Consider the following 25,456-nt stretch of genomic DNA (forward strand, 5'->3'; position numbering starts at 1 on the left):
ATAAAACTGGGCATTGCTGCCTGTTGAGGACTGTAAATCATTTAGAAAGAATAATTCAAACTGTATAACTTGTTTTGTTGAGAAATTTATTATTTTTAGATAAAGCTTTTATCTCTAAAGGATTGTGAGTGGATATCAGTAGCTGAGAGAAAAGTTTTTTGACATGATCAGGAATTTTTGAATTAATCAGCAATCTAATAATTCTCTCACGATGATACTAAACAAAAGAATCTACCAATATGTGGCTCGTTTCGGCTTGCTAAATGGACTTAAGCTGTTTTTAACAGTACGTGCTTCAAGGTCTAAAGGCACCATCAGTTTTCACATACCAAAACTCGAACACAAAGTATACATACGCAGGCGTTCAACAGATTTTCTGGTGTTTGAGGAAATATTTATTGACGAAATCTACAAGCAGCCCGGAACCATTGACCCCAGGTACATCATTGACGCCGGGGCAAATATTGGTCTGGCGGCTTTATATTTTCAGCGCACTTTTCCCGGTGCGAAGATCATTAGCGTTGAACCGGTTAGTGATAACTTTGATCTCTTGAAGCTGAATACTTCTGGATATCAGAATATCACCTGCTATCATAACGGACTCTGGGACAAAAAGTCGAATCTGAAGATCACAAATACAGCCGAGGGCGCCTGGGCATTTATGGTAGAAGAAACTGATGAAGAAGGTGATATTTGCGCAATATCAATCAATGATATCCTCAGGGAGCTGCCAACAGACCAGATCGATGTTCTGAAAATGGATATTGAGGGATCTGAAAAGGAAGTGTTTGAAACCTCGACGGAATGGATTAACCTGACAAAAAGAATAATTGTGGAAGTACACGAAAATAAACGTAAAGGCGCTACAGATGCTGTCCTCAGGGCATTGCGTGGATTTTCTTTTTCAAAGGTATGCTGTACTTATCATTTTGACAGGAATTGACAAAGCAATGCAGAAGCATTCTTTTTTCCCTGACGAATGCTACCAGCGGCGGGCAAACTGATTTTCAATCTCCAGAATTGTTCTGCAGATAGTATATACCAGCTGACAGACGCACCGGAAAGAGCTGACGCGGATATTTCAGATCTAAGAGGAAGGCCTGATAGCAATTCCTGAAAAAATAATAAGAATAACTAAGTTTGCAGGAAAACAACAACCTAATGGCTGTAAACATAAGAGAAATAAAAAAACAGGATAATGAAGATTTAGCACGGATTATCCGGGAAACACTGGTTGAATTTGATGTACCGAAAATTGGTACCGTTTATTCTGATCCTGATACTGATCACTTGTTTGAACTGTTTGAAAAAGCGCCTGCCAGTTTCTACTACGTTGCTGAAGAAGATGGCGTATTAATTGGCGGCTGTGGCATTTACCCAACACAAGGTTTACCTACAGGTTATGCCGAACTGGTAAAGCTATACCTCACAAACGCTACCCGCGGCCGTGGCATTGGCAAGTTGCTGATGGACAAGTGTTACGAAACTGCAACAGAGATGGGATACACCCACTTGTACCTGGAGTCATTCCCGCAACTGGCAAAAGCAGTAAGCCTTTATGATAAGGCAGGCTTTAAATCTTTGGATGGTGCATTGGGTAATTCCGGCCATTTTGCCTGTACGATCTGGATGCTTAAGGAATTGTAAATATTTAAAAAAAGCAGCTGGAAGTCAATGACAACCAGCTGCCTGAAATAATCTTATTGTATCTTATCCAATGCGGGAACATTCTGTTCATAGCCGGCATATCCTTTGTTCTGGTTGATCCTGCCTTCGGTGTTAAAGCGCTGTGCACTGGCTGGTACAGGCCAAAGCACATGATAAGGGGCAATCTTGTAGTTCACCCCCTGTAAGGTTGGGACCTGATTTCTGTAAAAATCGTTTTTCTCAATGATCCTGTCGTACATAAAGTTGTTATCAGAAAAGGTTGCTACCGTGTAACTCTTTCCATTGTATGCCGCTTTGCCTGTCTGCGCAAAAATATAGGCAATCCTGGTCAGTTCTGTTTTTCTGGGCTCTTCCCAATAAAGCTCTCTTGCCCTTTCATCCAAAATTGTCCCTATAGTAACCAGCGCCGGATTAGTCAGCAAAGCAGCATTTGCCCTTGAACGTACCACATTCAAATCTGCCATGGCAAGGGCGAGATCCCCCCTCCAGTAATATGCCTCCGCACGCAACAAGTAGGTTTCTGCCAGGCGAAACACATACCAATCTGTATTTGTACCGCGCGGAGGACTCCAGTAGGGATCATTGGCAAGGGCATTGGTAGAATTAATGAACACCTTATAATGTGGCCACCCGAACCAGTGGCGGATTGTATCCAGCCCCCCATTGGTGAAGCGCTGTGCCAGATTCGAAGCTGAATACATCTGTAATGGCTGACCATATAAAGCGCGGTCAGCAGCATTGGCGGAGGTCTTGAGCGCAGGATTATTATAAACAAGATCTGTCATATCCATCCACATTCCTTTGGCGTGCCTGAAATCAGTATTATCCGTCCAGATGTTTTTGGTACTGTACGGAGTACCGCGGTATCGGCCTATGCCTCTTCCGTACATCCGGGTCAGTGGGATCTCGGCACTGACCAAATCCACTATTGCCGTTGCTCCTGATGGCGTTTTAACATTGGCGAAGTGCCACGCTGGCACTGTATTTCTCATTAATTGAGAGCCCGAAGGCGTGAATCCTGCAAATGCTTCTCTGTCAATCACCAGGAATAACGCTTCGCGGTTTGCAGCGATCGACTTGTTATCCATACGGTGCAGATCCCAAACCACGTTTTTAGCTGCATCAGAGGCAGTACTACCAAAACGGGTGGTCATCATACCATATTTGCCCCCGTTGATCACATTATTTGCTGATGTGACAGCGTCATCAAACTTGCCTAAGGCAAGATTTACTTTGGTCAGCAAATGGCTTACAGCACCTTTTGTGGCTTCTCCCTTATTGCCACCATCAAGCACCCAGGTTTGCGCAAATTCAAGATCTGCTTTCAGTTGAGTTAGGATAACCTCTCTTTTGGTGGAGTAAAAATCTGCCTTTGGGGCATCGTAATCTTTTGACAAAAAGGGTACGTCGCCAAATTGATGAACCAGGCGGTAATAGTTAAAGGCGCGGTAAAACAGAGCTGCACCAAGGATGGCGTTTTTCTCGGCCTCTGAAGCATAGTTGGGCAGGTTGATATTGGTGATGATGGTATTGGCCTGTCTGACAGCGATAAACTCATTATCCCAATACCAGCCAATCTTATTGTAATCGTCACTGTTTAAGTTTGCGTCAGGGGTAATCCTGGAAATCAGGTCCTGCGCGGGCGTGTTTTTATCTGTTGTACCTTCAACTGCAACATCTGAAAATATTGACTCTGTTAACATTGGTGCAGAATCACCAAAAAACTCTCTTCTGGCTGAGGCACCCAGCCCGTTCAGCGCTGCCTTCATTGCATTAACACTATTTAAATTTTCCGGTGCATAGGAAGAAAGCTGCTCAGAATCAAGGAAGGTTTTCTTGCAACCCGATAGCGGGACGAGAAAAGCCATTAATACAACTATATAGGAATTGATTTTTTTCATGGTGATAAACTATAAGGTGATGTTCATGCCTAAGGTATAATATCTTGGAGCCGGGCCCGGGGTTGTGCCCTCGCTCTGTGGATCCCAGTAAGTCCACGTAGGCGCATAATAGGCCACATTGTTCACATTAGCATAGATTTTTGCCGACTTCAACCGCAGTTTTCCTGCTAAAGCCTGTGGTAAAGTGTAAGAAAGCGCAACAGTGTTTAGCCGGATGAACGAGTTGTTCCAGTACACATTGAAGCTTGTGCCGCTTGATCCGGAGTTGAGCCTGGCATAATCATTTATGGGATTTGCAGGTGTCCAGTAAGGCAAAACAAAAGATGACGACCGCGCAAAACCAACACTGCCAGGCTGGTTCTTGGCGAGGTTATATTCCTTCAGCTGACCCCAGTTGGCCAGCAGCTGGAAAGAAAAATCAAAGTTTTTATAGATATTGAACTCGTTGCGCAGCGCAAAAAAGTACCGTGGCGTTTTGTAACCCAGAAATTTCTTATCGGCATCTGAATAGGCATAATCTCCATTCACGTCCTCGAGTTTAAAATCACCGGCTTTGATTGCAGCTTTGCTGAACTTCGCTGCCTCGGCCATTTCGCTTTGCTGCCATACCCCCAGCACCTTATAGTCCCAGATGACATCAATGTCACGGCCAATGAACCAGCCATTCCCCGGATCATCAGTAGGCAGGGCCAATGCAACTATCTTGTTTCTGTTGAAGGAGAAGTTGAAGTTGGTGTTCCATTTGATGTTTCCATCGGTCAGGTTTTTAGTGTTGATATTCAGCTCGCCGCCCCTGTTATTGATACGTGCGAGATTGGAATACACATTGGAATAACCAATCACATTTGGCAGGGTTTGCCGCACCAGCAGATCACTGGTTTTCTTGCTGTATGCATCAATTGAACCAGTGATACGGTCTTTCAACACGGAGAAGTCCAGTCCCACGTTCAATGCAGTAGTCTCCTCCCACTTCAGGTCCGGATTGCCCATCCTGGAACCAATCTGGACGGTATTTACATCAGAAGCTGTTCCACCCGGGGTAACGGTCTGATACTTTGCTATCGCCAGTTGTGCCAGTGCTGCATATGGGTCTACCGTACCATTATCGGGATTGCGAAGGTCCCTGTTTCCGTTGACACCATAGGATAATCTCAGTTTACCATAACCCAGCCACTTTTGGTTTTTCATGAATGGTTCGTCGGTAAAGACCCAGCCAAGGGCTGCCGCCGGAAAAGTTGCCCTTTTAAAGTTGATTCCGAAAACAGAATACCCATCGCGCCTCAGCGAAAGAGTGAGGAGATAGCGCTGCATCAGGGTGTAATTGAGCCTTCCCACCAGTCCGTCCCCGGTATACACTTTGTCCTCGCTGTTGGTTACCGGTTTGATGCCGCTGGCAAGATTGTGATAACTCAGCACATCACCAGGTACGAAACCCTCATTTGAAGCCTGTGTCCACCAGGTCTGATACTTTTCGGCTGTTGCTACCAGGGTGACATCAAAGTTGTGAATGTCCGCCACTGTTTTATTCCATTTTACCACATTATCCAGCTGCCAGTTGTACCGGGTTTCCTGCGCACGTGTGGCAGATCCGCCAGGTGTAATCACATCCGGGTTACGGGATGACCTGTAGTCGAAAGTCCTGTAAAAATCAAGTCCCGGACTAAAATTGACCTGGTAAGTAATGCCCAAAGGCAATTTAAGCCGTCCATAAACACTTGCAAAAAGCGTATTCTGTTTATTCATGCGCTCATTGTAAGTCATGTTTAGAAAGGGGTTCCTGGCATTCAGGCCGCTGTCATCAGTAGGGATGCGCCGCAATTCTCCATTTGGAAGGTATTTATCACCATATGGGGAAAGGCTGGTCAGTTGTGACCAGTTGGCTTCCAGCGCACCGTCACCGGTTCTGGCTTCATCACGATCAGCAAACTGAACATTCATCCCCAGTGTCAGGAATTTTGCGGCCTCCCCTTCAAGATTGATCCTGCCCCTGATTGCTGTGTAATCGCCACCTTCAACAAAACTCTGGTTTTTCTGATAGTTGAGGGACATGTAATAGCTGATCTCCTGTTTTTTACCGCTCAGGCTCAGCGTGTGGTCCTGTCTGAAACCAGTCCTGAAAATCTCATCATACCAGTTGATGGTTTTACCAGCCAGATAATTGGCCTTTTCATTGGCTACCAGACCCAACCTGTTGAGCCACAGATCCACAGGATCTCCCGTCTGCCCGTTGAGCCATTGAGAAATGGTAACACCTTCCGGAAGATTCCCCGGATTATTGTAAAGGTATTCTGGCGTAGTGGCCCCGCTGCGCATCACATCTGCCCTCCAGGACAAAAATTCCTCTCCCTGATAAACCCTTTGATTTTTAGAAATCTGTGCCAGGCCTACGTTCGTATTGAGGGTAATTGTAGGGGCATCCCCACGTCCTTTTTTCGTGGTTATAGCGATTACGCCAGTTGCCGCTTTTGCACCATACACTGCGAGCGAGCTGGCATCCTTCAGGACATCCACCGTTTCAATGTCATTGGGATTGATATCTGCGAGCTGACCATTGTAAATCACGTTGTCAAGGACAATTAAAGGCGAGGTTCCGGCGCTGAGCGTTGATTTGCCCCTGACCAGGAAGTCTCCTCCCCCTTTAGCGCTTGAATTTAGTCCAACGGACAGTCCCGGAATATTACCGCGCAGCACATCTGAAACACTCTGCGGATTTTCGTTCTCCAGCTGGGTGGCCTTTACGCTTGATATTGCTCCGGTTGCATCACGTTTTGTGGTGGTTCCATAGCCTATCACTACAACTTCTGTCAGACGCTGCGATTCTTCTGCAAGTGTGACCGTGATAGTGCTTCGCCTGTTAACGGGAACCTCCTGGGTACTGAATCCCACTGAGGAAATGACCAGTATTGCGCTGGCGGGTGCCTGAATGGAGAACTTTCCGTCAGAACCTGTTGATACGGCTGTCCGCTCATTTTTTACTTTAACGGAGACGCCCGGGATAGGTGTCCCCGATTTGGTTGTGATTGATCCCGTGACCCTCAGCATCTGTCCCAGACAGTAAAAGCCAGCGAAGAAAAAACAAATTAGAGTTAACGTAATTTTTTTTCTCATACAATGAATATTTGGTTAAAGAATTGGAGATACAAACCTATTCTATTTCTGATCAAAAGACAAAATAAAATACAGTTAACATATTGATTTTAAGAACATTAAACACCTACTCAATACGCTTTAATCTCATACAAATCACCAATAAACAGCGAATAGAATCAACTGGAACAGGATGAAGGGTTTTGCTTAATACGTTAAAAAAACATTCAGATTATCGTATTTATTTAGTACTGATGTGATGCTACAGGTGCCAGAACTGGCTCCTTTGCAGTTGCAGCGCTTTGTGCTGAATCCAGGATGAGCAAACTCCAGCCACCTTTACCAGCTTTGCTGATCAGGGATGTCCTTTCGTTGAGCACCTTTTGCATTTTACTGTTGTAGGTCCAGCAGGTACTTTGCCGTATGTCCAGCTGTTTGGAAAGTTCATAACTGGAAATTTTACCTTTTGTCCTGTAGACCAGAAACAGGATATAAAAGGCTTTATTAATGGGAATTCTGCTGTTATGAAAGATGGTATAACTGAGAACAGATTCGTCATAACCACATTTGGTACAGCGGTGCGCATAGGGCAAAAGACCGGCCGAGAAATGTTTATTTCCGCAGCGTTTACAATTGTAGCCCTTTGCCCATTTGAGTTCTGCCAGATACTTAAAACAGGTCTCGCGGTCGGGATAGATCCTGCTGAACTCTTCAAAATCCACTTCATCAGCCATCACCCGTGATTTCCTGATCGTTTGAATATCTGTATGCAAAACTTCGTTGTCCTTTTGCAGCAACTCGTTCATTTTTAAGATTTCCCGGTGCTGCCTTTCAACCAAAGCGGTTTGATCAGACAGCTCTTTTGTCCGCTGATCCACAAGGACACTCAGTTCAGCATTGAGCGTATGCTGCAGTTTTTCGTTGATCCTCAACTGATCAATCATCCGGCGCTGTGTACGCTCCTTTTTACTTTTGAGTGTCCTGATGCTGTCTCCGATGGCAAAAGAAACAAACATCATTTCGATGATGATGGTGTAGTTTAAACTGTAGTGCGTAGCCGGGCCATTGGGCATCCAGGAAAAATCAAAGTAAATGATTGTTTTCATGACTAAGCCGAACAAGAGGACACTATACCCGATGATCAGGAACCTCGCAGGACGATAGCCTTTTTTGAAAACATGTATTCCTGCTCCAAGTGCAAGCAGCAAAGGCAGGATCTCTATCGCCTTAAAATCAAACAATGCATTGTTGAACAGGGCCAGGATAAAATAGGTACTACGAATCCCGATCATGAACCATACGGCTACTGCGAAATGACCTGAACGGTGCCTGAGTCCCAGGAACTCGCTGGTGAATAAGAGGAAGAATACAATACTGCAGCATAAAAAGAAACCGTCTGCATAGGTGTTCAGAAATGGTAGCCCCGGCCACAGATACTGGAAAGCCAGCCCATCGCTGCTCAGTTCATAGAGGGCGATACTGATGTTATAGAGGATATAATAGATATACTTTTTGTCTTTGAGGGCAAGATACATCAGCAGATTATACATGCTGAAGACAATGATCATCCCATAGAAAAGCCCGAAAGCAAGATATTCCTTTAGCGCATATCCGATAAACCACTTCAGATCTCTGACTACAAAAAGTGCAGTAAAAGGCCTGGAAGAGTGGATCCTGACGAAGTAGGTGATGTTTTTAGCAGATTGATTACCTATGGTGATAACGAAATTCTTATGGGCAAAGGGACGGGAACTGAAACCAAACGCAGTACCGAACCTGTGTGCCTGATACTTTCCCGCAGCGTCGGGTGCAAAAATGGTAATGTCCTGAATGGTCTGGTCAAAGACCTCGAAGACCCAGCTGGTTCCGGACCTGCTGTCCTTCCGGATTTTAAACCTGTACCAATGGTTTGATGCGGGGCGGTTCACATGGAAGTTGTGAATTGAAATAAACCTTCCCTGTAGCTGTTTTGAAGAGAGCTGCCTGAAAGTTAATCTGGAACTGGTGTCTTCAAAATACCTGATCTCATCATATTTTAGGATATGGTGAGGAACTGAATCATTTGTTGTTGCAATTGCCTGTGCGCTGAGGTTAACGCTCATACAACTAAAGACAACAACCAGAAGGAGGCGGCATATAGATGGCAAAATAGTTTAGCTGTTTGGTTAGAATCCCTTTACTTAAAGATAGCAATAAACTTTCTTTACCAGCAATCTTTTTTTTCAGATAAACCCTGCCACAGGTTTTATTGCTTTTTAAGCGCCAGTATAGAAAAGTCCGAATCTGCCTTCCTGATTGTATTGCTTAAAATACCAAGTCCTGTAACTTCCAGTTCTACAAGATCTCCATCTTTGAGCCACTGCTGCTGATAGTTTGGGTCATTAATACGTCCTGTCCCGTTCAGTTCCAGGAAACAACCAGTACCTACCGTGCCAGAGCCAATCACATCACCGGGATAAATTACGGTGCCATATGCGCAGCGTTCTATTATTTCAGCGAATGTCCAGTCCATATCTGCCATATTGCCTGCTGACACCTGCTTTCCGTTGACGGTACAGGTCATTTTTAAATTGTAAGTATTGCCGGTGTGTCCTGCTTTGGTTGCTACTCTATATTCCTCCAGCTCGTCTGCTGTAACCAGCCAGGGGCCCAGCACAGTAGAAAAATCCTTGCCTTTGGCGGGCCCCAGATTGGACTGCATTTCTTCCATCTGCAGTACCCGGGCACTCAGGTCATTCATGATCATGAAACCGGCAATATAAGTATCTGCTTCTGCGGCAGTAATGTTTTTTCCTTTCTTACCAATGGCTACTGCCACTTCCAGTTCGAAATCAAGACCATAAAGATGATCAGGCATACACGTGATGTCGCCTGGCCCATCAATAGCCTGATGATTGGTAAAGTAGAATACGGGGAACTGGTCATATTCAGGATTCATGTCCAGCCCAAGGTTTCTGCGGGCAGTTTCTACATGCTGGCGAAAAGCATATCCGTCACGACAGGACGCGGGATGCGGAACCGGGGCAACAAGCTCATAAAATGTTTCTTCCTTAGGACTGAGCGCAGCGGATTTGATATTTGCATCAACTGCCAGGGCCCGTTCCATTGCGGTCTCAGCATTTTTCAGAAAAGAATTCATATCATCCGGAATCTGATGATCGCAGGCATTCAGATTATATATACGCCCATTTACAAAAACACCTAGGTGTTCGCTATTTTTGGTTTTGTAGGATACTAGTTTCATGTAACATTGCTCTGTCCGGCAAAATTAAACGAACGTTTAAATATGCATATAACCAAAACTGGTGATATGCATTAGTGATGTCCATCACCGTATGCGCTGTAATTGTATACGGTGGTATGTCAAAGCCTATCCTTTGCCTTCAGTAACCTGCCTGATCACACGCAGCCAGTTTAAACCCAGGATCTTTCTGATTCGCTGATCGCTGTAGCCCAGCTTTTGCATTGCGATAGTGATCTGCGGATAATCGCTGATGTCTTTGATTTCATGGGGCAGTTCTGGCCCGCCATCCAGGTCTGAACCCAGTGCAATGTGATCCTCACCAACTAATTTCACCCCGTAATCTATCACTTTAGCCAGCTGGTCAATATGCATCCAGTATTCATCAGGTATAGTCCCCCTGAAATTCAATGGAACTTCTTTCAAGAGTTCCCGGTCTACCTCTTCAATGGTTTGCAGGTTAGGTTTAGGCACCAAAGAGGCCGGTCGGGTTCCTTTTGGCACTGTAACTTTAGCTGCAGGGGAAGGATTTTGCCAGGCGTAGTACTTTGGATTGTTGAAAAGACTTCCAAACTGAACCCCGATCACGCCGCCTTTGGCAGCTATAGCTTTTGCAGCTTCGTCACTTATACAGCGGGGATGATTTACAATGTTGTAAAAACCTCCGTGGCTGTAAATTACAGGGTCTTTACTTACCTCTACAGTCTGCAGGATTGCATCATTGGAGGCGTGGGCTACATTGATAACCATTCCCAGATGATTCATTTCGGCGATAATCTCTTTTCCGAGGTCATTTATTCCGCCCCAGTAGCTGATGTCGTTACATGCATCAATAAACGCATTCGTTGTATTATGCGCCGTAAGCTGCATGCATCTTAGTCCTAAATGATGCATTGCACGGAGGAGGTTGAGATCGCCTTCGAGGTCAAATCCGCCTTCCAAATCGAGGAAAGCCGCAATTTTGCCTTTCTTATTTATGCGTACGATGTCGGATGCCGTGAGCGCCAGCTCAATAACTGAGTTATTTTTTTTGATCTGGTCCAGTGCCAGGTTGAGCACGCGGAAGGTATTTTTTGTTTCGAACCTGCCGGGATAATAGACGTCAGGTGTGTAAACCGAAAAGAACATGGCGTCCATCCCCCCCTCTTTAGCCCTTGGCAGATCTACATTTCCATCTGTATAACGCTGGCCTATATCGGTTTTCATCAGCAACTCGCGGGTCATGACGTGGATATGGCCATCCATCACAAATGCATTACGATGTATTGCAGGCATAGGCTTATCCTCAGCCTGATGTACGGCAAAAGGAGCAGCTGATAAGTTTTCTATAGATAAAAAATTGCCTGCGAGCGGCAATAGTGTTAAGCTCTTAATGAGGTCTCTGCGTTTCATTATATTATATATTCTTTCAATTGGGTTTTTCTCTACTGCGTATTGTCTAAATGTCGAAACCCCTTATATATGGGGTATTCGGCGGACGCTGTCCCTTACTGAACTGCGCTCCACGGGTTGTACGGTAAGTCATATTCATAAAAGGTGTATTGATCAGCCGTCCAACAGCAGAATAATGGCCATTCTCCCAGTTTGATTCCATGTTATAAGCTACAATTCCGGTGGAAAGCAGCAGCCGTTCGGCATGAAATGGTTCCTTCTTGGTAACCATCATTTCTGTAATCCAGTGTGGCTGGGCATTTGAAGCATGGTATTGGGCGAATGGGCCTGGCCAGCCGAGAATCGAAATAAGTGTAGGGTCATTATGTCCTTTGATTTCACCGGCGTAAGTCCAGCTCACACCCTTGCCAGAGATTACAGCGGCTTTTGTACCGTCATTATATTCTATAATACAGACGTTTGGAGACTCAATTTCCTGGAAGTGCCCCGGTTTGAGTTCGAATTTTTTCCTTACGGATTCAAGCAGTTTTTCTGCCCAGGTATTGCGTTCCAGCCAGTGCCATGTTTCTGCCCCGCGGATACACTGTATGGACTTCACCCCTGTTTCACCGCCTTTGCGGCGCTCTACAATAGCCTGCAAAAGGTCGACACAATGAAAAAGCGCTCCTTCATCTGCTGTGTCTCCAACCAGGAGTGACGTTCTGATGGGCGTCTCATTATCGAGTTCAATTTCAGGTGTGCGGTAATAAACCGGGATAGATGAACCTCCGGTTAAGGGAAAGTTCAGTTCACGGGATTTGTCAAACATCCACTTTGCCTCGTCCCAGTTATAAGAGAGATGTTTATCGTTAAACACCGGTACAGATCGTTTGCTCTGCTCGAAAACGCGGATTACCTGCTGGTAGATCCACCACCTTGGCAACATCCACTGCCCTTTGAGATTGGTTGGGTATTCACCATGTTCAGCAACAATGACAACGCCATCCACAGCAAGTTCTTTTCCGCCCAGCGTGACAGCTTCTCCTACCGATTTAAAGATTGGAATGTTTTTGGCTTTTGCTATTTTTTGTCCCAGTCCGCTTTCCGGAAGCTGATGAATGTAAATAGCTACTACGTCTACGCGTGAAGGAGTATGAGCTCCATTCCACCAGTAACCGTCAAGCAACTTGGTGATGATCCAGTCGGCATGTGACCTGGGAGCACCCCAATAGCTGACCAGACACGCTATGCGGGGACGTTTTGTTTCATTTTGGGCAAAGGCAGCGGATCCGATTCCGGTTAACGCTGCTATACCGGCTAGACCTGTTATTCCGAGCATTTCGCGCCGGCTGAAGCGGGGGTTCAGTTCAAGGATCTTCTCCATTGAAGATAATTCCGGATTACCCGCAGTAGTTTCGCTTGGTTTATCTGACATCGTGTTTAAGCTTTGGTTGCGCAGAAAAGACTATGTCAATTGCTGCTACTCTGCTAAAACTATGAAAATATTTAAGATAATTGCCACCGTATGTGTATCTTTTTTGTAGTTGAGACGGCTTTCATCCTTACTGTCCGGATGCGGGCGGGATGGTTATAAAACAGAAAAGCCTGCATTACTTGCAGGCTTTGATAAGAACGAGATTATTCACATGCTTCTCTTACAATTTTTTCAATTGCCGGTAGTAGCCCTGTGATAGGCGAATCACTTGTATTTGTGAGGGAAAGGGAACCATTACAGGTAATCGCACCCACCGTCTGTTCATGTCCTTTTCCCGAGCGTACCATTGGACCGTAAAGCGCCTTTATTTGCAGCTTACCAAAATCACTATGAAATTTGGCTCTTCCAAGATTAGTCACCATAATCTGGTGATTAAATGCCTCCTTCAAAACTTCAATCATGCGCTGCAGGTCTGCACTGTTAAAAGTTAGGTCCCTGAAAATACCGAGATAGTTTTTAACATGTTCTACTGTATGCGTCCCTTCCAGCTCAGCTTTAGCCAATCGTGCAATGTCCCAGAATGTCAGGTGCTGCTCTTCCTCAAAATATACGGCTTGAGTGGTGATGTTGAGGCCAAAATTATCATCGAGCTTCAGTGCTCTTCGGCTGCATACAGGAGAAATCATTTCAATCTTCTTATCAGCCCATTCCGGGCGCATTTTTCTACTTGCAATCAGGACCGCTGCACACAGAACACCATGAACTGTTGTTCCTTCCAGCCTTGATTTCTCAATGATCTTGTGGGTGGTTTCCCGGTCAATCCTAAGGGTTGACACCTTTGGAAAAACAGGTTTGAAATTATTTTCCAGAGAAGTGGCCTGTTCCTGACCGACAATGGCCACGTCCTCCGGAAATCCAACTTCTTCATCATTTGATCTCTGGGCTTTCATGGGTTCCAGTTCCTGACCTGTAACAGCTGACAGGACATCTCTTATAAAATAGGTAAGCGAAGTACCATCAGAAATGGTATGACTCGCTGCTACCAGCAATACTGTGTTTTCAGGTTTCTGAACCAACACTACTCTTACAAGCGGTCCTGTTTCTGTATTAAACCTTGTGGAGAGCTCTTTTTCAGCTTCCTGTTCCCAGCGATAGTCGTTCTCTACATCTACTGTCCGAAGGGGAATTTCCATTCCCGGTACGTGTTTTAAAACCGGCCTGTGAAAAGGGTCCATTACAATCTTTACCGAAAGGTTGGGGTGACGTTGCTGCACTTTTTTGATTGCCAGCTGCCATGCCTCCTCGGTTTCCCTGCCGTCAATTTCTGCAGCAAGTACAAAATCTTTCGAGTCTATCTGATCCAGCAGCCAAAAGGTCTTCTCGAATGCACCTAAAGTGCGGTTTTGTTGGTTTTCCATTTTTAATACTGTTTAATTACTATCCCGGGCGTTAATGTCAGCTCAAAGTTCTTCTCTGGTGGCCGATCAAATATCCTGACAGGGATACCGCCATTATTTTCTGCTGCAAAATTGCCGAATGAAAACAGCCCGGGGAATGGAGAAAAGGCACTGTATATTGGAGATATTTCCCTTAAGCCCCGATCCGAAAGTTCAGAAATGTAATTTTTCGTTTGCAGAAACACACAGGAACAAAAAATCCTGCACATTTTTAGGCAGGATTTACATCAAAACAATAAAGGGCATTCAGGTCAATACTGATCTGTAGCAAGTAATACCAGTGTGCAGGCAAAGTCTGTCAGGATGCCACGTGCGTTTGCCATTTGCTGAAGTTCCGGATTTTCGGCACCAGGGTTAAAAATAATGCGTTTGGGATTGGTCCTGAAGATATATTCGTACAGGGAGGGTTGATTCCGTGGACTGATATACAATGTAATAGTGTCTATATCCGTATGGATTGCTTCAGGTTTTTCGATAGGGATACCGGCAACTGCACCGGTTTTATTGCCTACATTTACAATGACATGTCCGTCAACGGTCAAGAGGTGAGCCGCAAGATAAGAATAACGGCAGGGATCAGCTGTAGCACCCAGTATAAGGGTTTTCTTTTGTTCCATGATTTGATATGATTTGTTTAAAATTAAGTTCCTGCCAGAACAGATGTAATTTGGAAATGTCTGGGGGCACAGTGCCTAAGATGTTGCAGGGCTAGCTGTTTTTGCCCTGCTTTGCATCAGGTATTTGTTTTTAAATCCGGAGGGCGATTCTCCGGTTTTAATAAAAAAAAGCCGGCTAAAGTATGCAGGATCCTCATATCCCAGTTCGTAAGAAATTTCCTTGGCGGTCAGGGAAGTATGTACCAGGAGCCTCTTGGCTTCCAGTATGATCCGGTTTTTAATAACATCGTTGGGCGGTGGCAGGTTGAGCCTTTTAAATTTGTTGGTAATCGTTTTGGGTGCAACAAGCATTAAATCTGCATAATCTGCAACACTGTGTTTTGCTTTAAAATGCGCTTCTACCAGTTGCGTGAACCGCCTGAAAAACTCAAGATCGTTACTGCCCTCATCACCTGCGTTATTTAGATGCTCCTGTTTCCATAAGCGTGTGGATTTAATCAGGATCTGCTTCAGGTAAGTGCGGATCATTTCCTCCTGCGAAGAGTCCTGCAAAACGAACTCATCCTCAATTTGGGCAAATAAATGGTTGATGGAGACTGCTACATGTTCCGGAACTGTTGTAACCGGTATATTTTTTATATTATTGAATAACAGTCCGTCACATGCCACTTCCTCATCATGTATCTGGATACAATAAAAATCACGGTTGTAAAAGATGAGCACTCCTGTTTCTGCACACATGCCCTCGATTCTGAAAATCTGATTGGGACTGATAAAAAACAAAGAGGGTCCCTCGGTACTGTACGTTGTAAAATCAACCTTAATTTTACAGCCTTTTGAGAGGTAAAGTATTTTAATATAGGATTTGTAGGCATCAGAATTGATTTCTTCCAGACCATCTTTATTTACCTTTAGTAATCCGATCTTTTTCAGGCTGGCTTCAAAAATATTTAACTTCTTCATCTCGTTTCTAAATTCCAGGTGTATTACACACGCTGGTTAAAAATTAATTGCTTTGGATGCGTTAATTCAAAGGATGAGGCACTATTTTTTGGCAAATTTCTCCAGCTCGGTATTGAACTTATCCATTTCTTCTATGAACAGCGCGTGCCCGCTTTTTTCAAACCTTACGATGTAAGAGTTTTTTAACCCCTTCTGGAGCTGTTCTGCCAATGCAAAATCAATTAGCTGGTCTTTTGTACCCTGAAAAATAGTTACAGGGATTGTAATGTTTGCCAGAGCGGGACGCAGGTCCAGATCACCAAGTGCGCTTATAGATTCAGTAACGGCATATGGACTTGCCGACAGATTGATGTTCTCCAGCCACTTTTCCACGTTTTTTGATAGTGATCCTCCTTTGGCCGCAAATGCAGCACCAAATCCTGCTATCAGGTCTTCCCTGCTGGTCATCGTTTGTTTGATCAGTCCGGCGGCGCCTTCTTCAGATATTCCTAAAGCGTATCCCGGACGCTGTTTCCATGATGGTGCAGCGGCAGCAAACAGGGCAAGCTTGCTGACATGGGCGGATTTATACTTATTCACGTAGTGGATTGTTACGGCCCCTCCCATAGAAAATCCACCCAGGACGGCATTTTCAATTTTCAGTTTACCAAGAACGATATGGATATCGTCTGAAAAAACATCAAAGTTGTATTTTCCATAGGGTTTGTCTGACTTGCCAAAACCGCGGAGCGAAATACCGATTACCCTGTAGCCTTTTCTCACCAGGTATTGGTATTGGTATTCATACATTTCATCGCTTAATGGCCATCCGTGTATGAGCACAATGGGTTGTCCATCGCCCAGGTCGGTTACGTGGAGGCGCACGTTTTTCTCTACTTCAACGTATTCTTCCCTTCCTGCAGATGCAGGTATCCTTTTGTCCTGCGCAGATACTGACTGACTTAAAATTAAAGCGAGTACGAGACTGATTGTTGAGATTAGTGTTTTCATGTTTGATTTGTTTAATGGTTTCCAGGATATTGTTTGTTGACAATACAAAGGTGGGCAGATTCCGGAAGCAGGGGAATGGACAAAAGGCGAAGTATCTTGCAGATTTTTCCCAGCGCTACACAAATAGATGAAATGCTATAACCGCCTGTCAGCCAATATACTAATAAATATACTGATTAATTAATTGTCAGTAACCGATGGTCAGATCTTTGGCCTGTTCTTCATACAATGGTGTAATCAGTGCCGGTCTGATAGTTTGGGCTTCTTCCAGTGCAGGCAATCTGCAATTGCGGCGCCAGCACTTTTGTACCTCCGGTTACGAGGGCAATTTTGCCGGCAAATTCATTTTTAAAATCAAAATTCTGTTCCATAACCAAAGATTTATTTGTACAAATTTCTGTAGTATGTGACCTCAAAGCAAGTACGGCATTACGATTCAAATAGGGATAAATTGTTCCGTATTGATCCGGCGCAGACAGAATATTATATTTGTATATGTATGAGAAGAAGACTTTGCCAAATCTGAATTGCGGACTCGATCTGGTGGGAGGTGTGCTTTACGGGAAGTGGAAGATCCGTCTTTTGTGGTTTATCTATAAAGGATACCAGCGCCCGGGCGAACTACAGCGAAAAATACCGGATGCATCAAGGAGGGTATTGAACATCCAGCTGAAAGAACTGGAGGACCATGAGCTGGTGACTAAAATTATCTATCCTGTGATGCCCCCGAAAGTAGAATACAGTCTTACTGAATTTGGCGAAAGCCTGATACCGGTCATCTCTCTTATCGGGCTGTGGGGCGACGAACATCAGGAACGTTTGAGAAGGGTAATTATGAAGCCCTTAACTGAGCAGCGCTAAGAAACTATTGCTTTACCATCTACAGGGGATGTTGGGAATATTAGCTAACTTTGATTCAGAAAAAAAACAATTTAGGATATCTTTTTGATTCTAGCCCAGCATGCTCAATACCGCGCCCATTGTTCTCTTCGTTTATAACCGCCTGGATCACACAAAGAAAACCATAGAGGCTTTGCAGGAAAACCTGCTTGCAGAGGAAAGCGAACTGTATATCTATGCAGATGCAGCAAAAAATGATGCTGCAGCAGATACAGTTCAGCTGGTAAGATCCTACCTGAGTACAGTTACAGGCTTTAAAAACATCCACATCAGACTGCGCGAAACTAACCTTGGCGTGGACGAAAACGTGATTCTGGGGGTAACAGAAGTCATTAACGAAAAGGGCCGCGTAATAGTCCTTGAAGATGATCTGGTGACTTCAGTCTATTTCTTAAAGTACATGAACGAAGCTTTAGCTTATTATGAGCATCAAGAGCAGGTTATTTCCATACACGGGTACAGTTATCCGGTAAAAGACAAACTTAAAGAAGCGTTTTTCCTGAAAGGTGCTGATTGCTGGGGCTGGGCAACATGGAAACGCGGATGGGATTTAATAGAACTGGAGGGCCAGAGGCTGTTCGACCAGTTTACTGATGAGCAGCTTAAACAAGAGTTTAATTTCGAAAACACCTATCCCTATGTTGCTGCACTCGAACAACAGGCCAAAGGAAATACCAGCCACTGGGATATACGCTGGTACGCTTCGGCATTTCTCCGGGGAAAATTAACGCTGTATCCGGGCCAATCCCTGGTGAGAAACATCGGTCATGATGCCAGTGGCACACACTGCGGAGTAAGCAATGTGTATGACGTTGAATTGGCTCAGTACCCGGTAAATGTAGAAACTGAGATAGTGCCCGATCAGCAAGCTTACCTCGCATTTGCAGCTTTCCTGAGAGCTATTGCGCCTCCGGCTCCCCGCAAGAAAAAGAGATTCCGGTGGATAAGTAAAATCCTGGGCAGTTAAGCCCGGGCAGGTTCAGGCACGATTCGTGTGTAGCTATAAATTTGAATTACCTCAATATTTTCATTTAACACGCGAATCATATTAATGGATACTTTTACTACTATTGCCATTCTTGTAACCATCAGCTCATTCATCTCCTATATCAACCACCGCTACGTCAAACTTCCCGGAACCATCGGTATTATGGTGATTGCAATTGTGCTTTCCATAGTAATCCTGGTCTCCGGAAAGCTATTTCCTGAGGCATCACACTTCTTTAAGGAACTTACATCAAGTGTAGATTTTACCAGGACGCTGCTCGACGTAATGCTGGCTTTCCTGCTATTTGCAAGTGCACTGCACTTTGATGTTGAAAAGCTCAAAGCACAAAAACTGCCGGTACTGATGCTGAGTACGGTTGGGGTTATTGGTTCAACGACCATCTTCGGCTTTCTGTTTTACTGGACATTGCCATTCTTTGGAATAGATGTTCCTTTGTTGTATTGTTTGTTATTTGGTGCCCTGATCTCCCCTACCGATCCTGTAGCAGTGCTGTCTGTATTAAAAAAATCAAGAATACCTGCCTCTCTTGAAACCATTATTGGTGGAGAATCTCTTTTTAACGATGGTGTAGGTATTCTTTTGTTCGTTACACTGCGCGAAGTCACAGACACTTCAACAGCTGCAATTACCTTATCCGGCACAGCTATACTTTTTGTGCAGGAGGTATTTGGAGGCCTTTTGTTAGGTTTAGGCTCCGCAATGCTCTGTATTTTTATGATCAAGAAGGTCACCGAACTGCAAACGGTGCTGATGCTGACGATTTCTATGGTCATGGGTATTTCTGTACTTGGGGGATTACTGCACGTATCGATCCCGCTGGCAGCTGTTGCGGCAGGATTGATGCTGAGCAATGTTAAACTTGGACAAACTGAAGATTCCAGATCGCTGAAAGAGATCCTGGATAAGATCTGGGGATTGATAGACGATCTGCTGAATACTATTCTGTTTGTGATGATTGGCCTTCAGATCGCAATTATACATTTTTATAGTGCCTATTGGGTAATTAGTCTGCTTGCTATACTATTTGTTTTAATAGCACGAGCCATCAGTATTACTGCCCCTGCCATATTGCTGAGCCGGAGGCTTGCCCTACCCTATAACCGGATTGCTATTGTGATCTGGGCTGGTTTGCGGGGCGGAATATCCGTTGCGCTGGCGCTATCCCTGCCCTTCTCAGAGTTTAAACCAATGATTGTTTCTGTCAGTTATATCATCGTTGTTTTCTCTATTATTGTACAGGGTTTAACACTGAACAAGGTAGTTGATAAACTGGTTGATTAATTGAATGACTGCCTGAATTCCACTGGGGAAAGATTTGTTTTGGTTTTGAACAGCTTGCTGAAAGATTGCAAATGCTCAAAACCGAGTTCGTAAGCGATTTCGCTGACAGATAAATTTGTTGTGGACAGTTTTTCCTTTGCCAGTTCAATCAGTTTGTGGTGCAGGTGCTGCTGAGTAGTCTGTCCTGTAAGGGATTTGAGCAAACTGCTCAGGTAACCCGGAGATACATTTAATGTTTCTGCGATGTACGTGACCGTCGGCAAACCTTGTTTTGCAATGGCATCGCTTTTAAAATAGGCAGACAACAGCTCTTCCAAACGCGAAAGGATTGCATGATTGTTAATTTTCCTGGTGATGAACTGCCGCTGGTAAAATCTGTCGGCGTAGGTAAGCAGCAGCTCAAGCTGGGCAATGATTACTGGCTGACTGAATTTATCGATGGCAGAATGATATTCCTGTTCCATACTCATGGCAAGCCCGGTGATCATTGTTTCTTCTTTATCAGAAAGATACAATGCTTCGTGCACTGAATAATTGAAATACTCATATTCTTTGATAGTTTTTGCCAATGGGGTATTCCAGAGAAAATCGGGATGAACAAGAATCATCCAGCCTTCGGGCCTTTGGTTAATGTCCTTTTCAAATTCAAATCCAAAAACCTGTGCCGGGGCCATGAAAAACATGAGGCCTTCGTCAAAATCATAGGTCTGCTGGCCATACTTGTATCTTGCATTGAAAGCTCTTTTCAGGGAAACAGAATAAAAATCAAAGATGAGGCTCACCGGACCATCAATATAGGGAGGAACCACTGTCCGGATATCGATTACGCTGATCAGCGGATGCTCTGGCTTGGGCAGCCCCATTAGTTTGTGGTATTCTGAAATCGATTTGATCCGGTACTGCTGGGTTTGACTCATGCTGCAAATATCAGGTATTTGTTAGAAAATGGTTTAGCCGGATCAACTTTAATGTTAGCCGTTTACTTCTTATTCTGCAGTCCCTCGGTCTTCCTGATGATATCCCGGATAATGGTATCAAGCTCTGTGGCCGACTGCAGCAGGTAACGCAGGCACTCGTCTGATGAGCCCTCCTCCAGAGCGGTGGAAGAAAGCAGCTGCGTTAAGCCCATGACCCTGGCCAGGGGTGCACGCACGCCATGTGACTGTAACCAGGAAATCTCCTGCAAACGTTTGTTTTGCGCCTGTATTTCTTTGGTATATTTAGTTCTGTCTGTAATATCCTGCATGGAACCGATCATCCTTACTGGTTCACCGCAGGCGTTATAAGTAATAAACATTCTGTCTAGAACGTTTTTAAAATAACCGTCACGGCAACGGAACCTGTATTCAACTTCAAGCCTTGATTTCTTATTTTTAATCGTAGACTGAAAACTGTGAAGGACGTAAGCAACATCTTCCTTATGGATGCGTTCCTGCCACCAGGAATCTTCGGTCTCGCTTACCTTATACCCAAAAATACCTGTGATCCCTTTATTCCATATCAGCTTATCATCCCTCATATCCCAGTCCCAAACGGCATCGCTGGTGGCTTTGGATACCACATTAAATCGCTCAATACTTTCCTGAACTTTGATATCGTTTTTGATACGCTCAGTTACATCCCTCGAATTGGCAATAATACCGCAAATACTGTGGTCATCTATCATATTGGTCATGACCGTTTCGATCCAGCGGTATTCTCCATTATTTACTTCAAAGCGGAAGGGCGGCAACTGGATGCGCTTATGGTGCATAAGCAGACTTATATGTTCTGCCACCATTGCTTTGTCATCATCATGGATAAACTCAAAAGCATTTCTCCCGATATAAAAATCTGAGGGTACACCAATAATCGCTTTGGAGTTAGGGTTTACATAATGGTATACGCCTTCGGTACTGATAATGGCGATCAGATCTGAGCCCTCCTGCGCAAGGGCTTTAAAGCGCTGTTCACTCCTCTCAAGTGCCTTCCGGGCATTTATCTTTTCTGTGAGGTTTACAACTACAACAAGCCTGGCATTTTTGCCACCATACCGTACAGAATTACCCTGTACATTGACGTGCATGATCTCGCCATTTCTTTTCATGTGCCTTACAGTACTGTTCCCCAGGTGCCCCTTTACTACTCTGTTATTGATGATATCAGTCAGCAGCTTTCTGTCTTCTTCCGGTCTGATATCCATCAGGTTCATCGTTAAGAATTCAGCTTTGCTGTAGCCATACTCCTCAACAGCAGCCTCATTTGCATCGAGAAAATCGAGTGTATCAAGGTCGTAAAAGAACTGTGGCAGCGGACTTAAATTAAAAAGATCATCATATTTATCCTTCAATGTTTCCAGCTCAGACTTAACATTAGGATCTTCGATCTTACTGATTGCCGGCAGAGCATCAGAGCGCAATTTGCCAACAGCCGGCAGATCTCTCTTTATTTCTCCCAGCTGCATCACCAGGAACTGAACGCTCTTGTCATTGCCATGAACAGGATAAAACTCACAGTTAATAAAATCACCTGAGGGGCCTTCAGTTGTGCTGATCAAAAGTTCCGGCCGGAATATTTCCAGACTGGAAGGTACAGTAGTGTTCAAAACATTCTGCAATGCACTGATCAGGGCGTATTTATTTTGAAAAGAAGCGTAGTGCAAAGGCCTGAACAAATCAGCCACATTTTTATCCAGAAAGTCTTCGGCAGTATAGCTTGTGAGCTGTAAAAAAGCACTGTTGACAGCCGTAATTCTAAATTTATTCCCCTCGGGAACCATGACAATGCTGGGAACAGGCGATGAATGCAAAACAGATTTAATGCTCTCCAGTTCATACGGTTCTATATTGGCTTTTACTTTATTGTCTACGTCTAATGCCATGCGCCTTCTTGAAGTAACTGACTATCAGGTAATCAGCATTTCCTTGGTATTGTTTGGTAAAAAATAGTTATTTGGCAAGAGCCATCGGCCCTTCTCCTCAACCAATAATACGTAATTTAATAGTATGATGGGTTTCGGGAGTTCAAATAATTACATATATAAATGGAATGCCTTCTAAATCAACCTGGCCTTCTGCTTTTAAGGGGGGATATGACATCTTAATTATCATCATAACGGTCAAGAGTACTATATTAGCCCCTTCAACACACCATAAATGATCAAGACTAAAATTACTACACTTCTGGCAGCAGTTACGCTGATCAGCACTGTTACTGCCACCGGCGTTTCGGCACAGGCGCAGCAAAAACCCCTGCCATTGACCCAGTATGTCAATCCCTTTATCGGCTCAGTGGGCCACGGACATGTATTTGTAGGTGCAAACGTACCTACCGGTGCAGTTCAGTTAGGTCCTTCGCAGATAATGCAGGACTGGGACGAATTTAACGGATGGGACTGGTGCAGTGGCTATAATTACATCAGTAAGGAAATCTTAGGCTTTTCTCATACCCACCTGAGCGGTACCGGAATTGGAGATTTAAATGATGTCCTGGTTGTTCCTGCCAATGGCGAAGTACAGCTGAGCCCAGCCAAATTCAACAATATGGCCAGCGGTTACGGATCATTCTTTTCAAAAGATACTGAAGTGGCAAAACCAGGATACTACAGTGCCTATCTGGATAAGTATAAGGTAAAGGCAGAACTGACTGCTACGGAAAGGGTTGGATTTCACCATTACCATTATGATAAAACTGACAATGCGCATTTACTGGTGGATCTTGATTTCACTATGTTATGGGATAAAACTGTAGCTTCATCGATCACACAGGTGAATGACAGTACTTTCGTAGGTTACCGTTATTCAACAGGCTGGTCTAAGGATCAGCGTATATTCTTCGCGATGGTTTTATCGGTTCCGGTAACCAGGGCCCAGTTATACAACGGTCTTGATCCCGTAACCGGAAAAGTGGTTACTGGTGTTGGTACTAAAGCAGCGCTGTTTTTTGATGCAGTAAAAAATCCTGACATCAGGGTTAAAGTAGGTATCTCTCCTGTAAGTACTGAAAACGCTTTGGCCAATATCAAAGCTGAAGCCCCTAAATGGAACTTTGAAACAGTGAAAGCTGCCGCTGACCTTTCCTGGAACAAAGCGCTGAACAAAATCGTGTTTGAAGCAGATCAGTCTGCCAAGACGGTGTTCTACACAGCTTTATACCATACATATTTCTCCCCGGGTATCTTCAATGACCATAATGGTGATTACAGGGGAACGGATAAAAAAGTTTATACCAACCAGAAATTCACAAATTATACCACTTTCTCCCTCTGGGACACCTACAGGGCTTTGAATCCCCTCATGACAATCATTGAGCCGGCAAAGGTGAAAGACATGGTACATAGTCTTTTAGCAATTTTCCAGCAGCAGGGGAAATTGCCGCTCTGGCCACTCCAGGGCAGCGAGACTTTCTGTATGGTGGGCTATCCATCTATCCCTGTGATTACTGATGCTTACTTGAAAGGCCTCTTATATCCTGCGGATGTTGAGCTTGCTTATAAAGCCATCAGAACTACGGCGATGATGCCGGAAATGGGAATCGAATATGTAAAAAAACCAGCTTACATCCCCTCAGACAGCATGAAAGAATCTGTAGCCTGGGCACTTGAATATGCTATTGCCGACTGGGGAATCTCCAAAATGGCTGCGAAATTAGGCAAAAAAGAAGATGCTGCTTATTTCGCAGACCGCGCTAAACTCTATGAAAAATATTACAATGCTGATGAGGGCCATTTTGTTGGTAAACTGGCAAACGGTTCATGGAGCATGCCTTTTGATCCTACTGATGCAAAAAGCAACTACACTGAAGGCAATGGCTGGCAGTACACCTGGCTGGTTCCGCAGGACCCTTATGGCCTGATCAAAATCAATGGTGGTGAGCAGGCTTTCGTCTCCAAGCTAGACCACTTCTTTAACATGTCATCAAAGATGAAAAATGCACCGAATGACGTTACAGGACTGATCGGACAATATGCACATGGAAATGAGCCGAGTCACCACGTGGCGTACCTGTATAACTTTGCAGGCCAGCCCTGGAGAACAGCAGAGGTAGTGAGAGATGTGATGAACAAATTTTACACAACTGAAAAAGACGGAATCTGCGGAAATGAAGACGCCGGACAAATGAGTGCCTGGTATGTATTATCCTCAATGGGCTTTTATTCAATGAACCCGATGAGCGGGATCTACGTGATCGGCTCCCCTCTGATGGATAAAGCAACCATCACTTCCGGAACTCACAAGTTTACTATCAGCACTGAAAACCAGGGTAAGAAAAACATATATGTACAGAAGATTGTGATGAATGGCCTGCCCTATACAAAATCATATATCAGACACAGTGATATTGTAAAAGGTGGTACAATGACTTTCTATATGGGGAACAAGCCTTCAAAAACTTTTGGAACAAGCACTGCAGACAGACCCTTGTAAATTTATTTGATCTGCTGCACAATATTTAGCAGCAAATGACGCTTTAGTATATGAGAGCGTTAATTTAGATGAAGCGGAAATGGTAGCAATATCATTTCCGCTTTTTTGTTTTTCAACATTTTTTGCTATTT

The 25,456-nt window shown here is 44.4% G+C and carries 19 protein-coding genes; 6 read left to right on the plus strand and 13 right to left on the minus strand.

The window, feature by feature from the left end; all coding sequences use genetic code 11:
• The first annotated feature begins 211 nt into the window (after nt 1-211).
• Entirely contained in the window at nt 212-943 is a 732-nt protein-coding gene (locus ABWY16_RS07655; RefSeq protein ID WP_353904054.1) for an FkbM family methyltransferase, read from the plus strand.
• Nucleotides 944-1,161: 218 nt separating this feature from the next.
• The gene (locus ABWY16_RS07660; protein WP_353904055.1) at nt 1,162-1,647 is read left to right on the plus strand and encodes a GNAT family N-acetyltransferase; all 486 of its coding nucleotides are present in this window, start codon (nt 1,162-1,164) and stop codon (nt 1,645-1,647) included.
• 53 nt (nt 1,648-1,700) lie between these two features.
• On the opposite strand, the gene ABWY16_RS07665 is transcribed toward ABWY16_RS07660, so the two are convergent.
• The 11 genes from ABWY16_RS07665 to ABWY16_RS07715 form a co-directional block, all read right to left on the minus strand.
• On the minus strand, nt 1,701-3,569 hold the full coding sequence (locus ABWY16_RS07665) for a RagB/SusD family nutrient uptake outer membrane protein (RefSeq protein WP_353904056.1): 1,869 nt from the start codon (nt 3,567-3,569) through the stop codon (nt 1,701-1,703).
• Between the two features lie 9 nt (nt 3,570-3,578).
• The gene (locus tag ABWY16_RS07670) at nt 3,579-6,677 is read right to left on the minus strand and encodes a SusC/RagA family TonB-linked outer membrane protein (protein WP_353904057.1); all 3,099 of its coding nucleotides are present in this window, start codon (nt 6,675-6,677) and stop codon (nt 3,579-3,581) included.
• 224 nt (nt 6,678-6,901) lie between these two features.
• The gene (locus ABWY16_RS07675; protein ID WP_353904058.1) at nt 6,902-8,758 is read right to left on the minus strand and encodes a 7TM diverse intracellular signaling domain-containing protein; all 1,857 of its coding nucleotides are present in this window, start codon (nt 8,756-8,758) and stop codon (nt 6,902-6,904) included.
• 143 nt (nt 8,759-8,901) lie between these two features.
• Nucleotides 8,902-9,900, minus strand: coding sequence for a fumarylacetoacetate hydrolase family protein (locus tag ABWY16_RS07680; RefSeq protein WP_353904059.1), 999 nt, complete (start codon nt 9,898-9,900; stop codon nt 8,902-8,904).
• Nucleotides 9,901-10,026: 126 nt separating this feature from the next.
• Nucleotides 10,027-11,289: a dipeptidase gene (locus ABWY16_RS07685; RefSeq protein ID WP_353904060.1), complete on the minus strand. Its 1,263-nt coding sequence runs from the start codon at nt 11,287-11,289 to the stop codon at nt 10,027-10,029.
• A 46-nt stretch (nt 11,290-11,335) separates the two neighbouring features.
• The gene (locus ABWY16_RS07690; protein ID WP_353904061.1) at nt 11,336-12,703 is read right to left on the minus strand and encodes a hypothetical protein; all 1,368 of its coding nucleotides are present in this window, start codon (nt 12,701-12,703) and stop codon (nt 11,336-11,338) included.
• Nucleotides 12,704-12,906: 203 nt separating this feature from the next.
• Nucleotides 12,907-14,121 carry a condensation domain-containing protein gene (locus ABWY16_RS07695; RefSeq protein WP_353904062.1) on the minus strand — a complete coding sequence of 405 codons (1,215 nt, stop codon included), beginning with the start codon at nt 14,119-14,121 and terminating at the stop codon, nt 12,907-12,909.
• Nucleotides 14,122-14,411: 290 nt separating this feature from the next.
• Entirely contained in the window at nt 14,412-14,777 is a 366-nt protein-coding gene (locus ABWY16_RS07700; protein ID WP_353904063.1) for a CoA-binding protein, read from the minus strand.
• A 75-nt stretch (nt 14,778-14,852) separates the two neighbouring features.
• Nucleotides 14,853-15,740, minus strand: a complete 888-nt coding sequence (locus ABWY16_RS07705) for a helix-turn-helix domain-containing protein (protein ID WP_353904064.1) — start codon at nt 15,738-15,740, stop codon at nt 14,853-14,855.
• A gap of 81 nt (nt 15,741-15,821) precedes the next feature.
• On the minus strand, nt 15,822-16,730 hold the full coding sequence (locus ABWY16_RS07710) for an alpha/beta fold hydrolase (RefSeq protein WP_353904065.1): 909 nt from the start codon (nt 16,728-16,730) through the stop codon (nt 15,822-15,824).
• A gap of 221 nt (nt 16,731-16,951) precedes the next feature.
• The gene (locus ABWY16_RS07715) at nt 16,952-17,101 is read right to left on the minus strand and encodes a hypothetical protein (protein ID WP_353904066.1); all 150 of its coding nucleotides are present in this window, start codon (nt 17,099-17,101) and stop codon (nt 16,952-16,954) included.
• A gap of 124 nt (nt 17,102-17,225) precedes the next feature.
• Here ABWY16_RS07715 and ABWY16_RS07720 point away from each other — a divergent pair, with 124 nt between their 5' ends.
• The 3 genes from ABWY16_RS07720 (at nt 17,226) to ABWY16_RS07730 (ending at nt 19,920) form a co-directional block, all read left to right on the plus strand.
• Nucleotides 17,226-17,591 carry a winged helix-turn-helix transcriptional regulator gene (locus tag ABWY16_RS07720; protein WP_353904067.1) on the plus strand — a complete coding sequence of 122 codons (366 nt, stop codon included), beginning with the start codon at nt 17,226-17,228 and terminating at the stop codon, nt 17,589-17,591.
• Nucleotides 17,592-17,691: 100 nt separating this feature from the next.
• Nucleotides 17,692-18,597, plus strand: a complete 906-nt coding sequence (locus tag ABWY16_RS07725) for a glycosyltransferase family 2 protein (protein WP_353904068.1) — start codon at nt 17,692-17,694, stop codon at nt 18,595-18,597.
• Nucleotides 18,598-18,681: 84 nt separating this feature from the next.
• Nucleotides 18,682-19,920: a cation:proton antiporter gene (locus ABWY16_RS07730; RefSeq protein WP_353904069.1), complete on the plus strand. Its 1,239-nt coding sequence runs from the start codon at nt 18,682-18,684 to the stop codon at nt 19,918-19,920.
• On the opposite strand, the gene ABWY16_RS07735 is transcribed toward ABWY16_RS07730, so the two are convergent.
• The gene (locus ABWY16_RS07735; RefSeq protein ID WP_353904070.1) at nt 19,917-20,837 is read right to left on the minus strand and encodes a helix-turn-helix domain-containing protein; all 921 of its coding nucleotides are present in this window, start codon (nt 20,835-20,837) and stop codon (nt 19,917-19,919) included. The two genes, ABWY16_RS07730 and ABWY16_RS07735, sit on opposite strands and share 4 nt — an antisense overlap.
• Nucleotides 20,838-20,899: 62 nt before the next feature.
• Nucleotides 20,900-22,780, minus strand: a complete 1,881-nt coding sequence (locus ABWY16_RS07740; protein ID WP_353904071.1) for a PAS domain S-box protein — start codon at nt 22,778-22,780, stop codon at nt 20,900-20,902.
• A gap of 274 nt (nt 22,781-23,054) precedes the next feature.
• Here ABWY16_RS07740 and ABWY16_RS07745 point away from each other — a divergent pair, with 274 nt between their 5' ends.
• On the plus strand, nt 23,055-25,325 hold the full coding sequence (locus ABWY16_RS07745) for a GH92 family glycosyl hydrolase (RefSeq protein WP_353904072.1): 2,271 nt from the start codon (nt 23,055-23,057) through the stop codon (nt 25,323-25,325).
• The last annotated feature ends 131 nt before the right edge of the window (nt 25,326-25,456 follow it).

Origin of the sequence: Pedobacter sp., from assembly GCF_040513095.1 — a bacterium.
Lineage (GTDB): Bacteria > Bacteroidota > Bacteroidia > Sphingobacteriales > Sphingobacteriaceae > Pedobacter.